This is a genomic window from Candidatus Symbiopectobacterium sp. NZEC135 (assembly GCF_025962695.1).
On sequence record NZ_JAGFPF010001530.1, the window covers coordinates 1 to 516 of the forward strand.

Annotated in this window: 1 pseudogene; it reads right to left on the minus strand. The window is 54.7% G+C overall.

Annotated features, from left to right (window positions below):
* Positions 1-135: 135 nt before the first annotated feature.
* Positions 136-516: pseudogene (locus tag J5224_RS35195) on the minus strand (ATP-dependent endonuclease); the annotation flags it as partial.

Below are 516 nucleotides of genomic sequence, written 5' to 3' on the forward strand. Positions count from 1 at the left end.
GCCAGTTTGATCGTCCCGCTGGTAGCCGAGGCAGTTGCCTAGCGGTGGTCTGAAATACGCTCCTCATTATCACAGAAGAAAATGCTGGTTTCACGACCGGCATTTTTATTTTAGCTTATCTGAGCGCGGATCGGCTCAATCGGCCCGCCCTCGCGCCAACCAGAGTACGCGTGAAAAAAGTGTGCGAATCAAGACAGGAATGGCGTCATTGCCGCGTTCAGCGGCAGCCATTGCTACCTCGATGGCCAGATCCGGTTTTGAGGCACGGTGAATCGCTTTCACAATCACTTTTGCGGCTGAGAGCGGCACATTTTCCGGCAACTGTGCAATGCGATGGAAAACATCCTTGTAGCCATTGCGATACATAAAATGCTCCATATCGGGGGCAGAAAGCATCGTGATATGGTCGCGATCGGTTTCGCCCTGTTGGGTCAGCAGGCTGCGCGCCGTGGCGGCATATTTTTTACACTCGTCTTCGCCCTCCACCAGCACGTGGCACCCCATGCCCATGCGCTG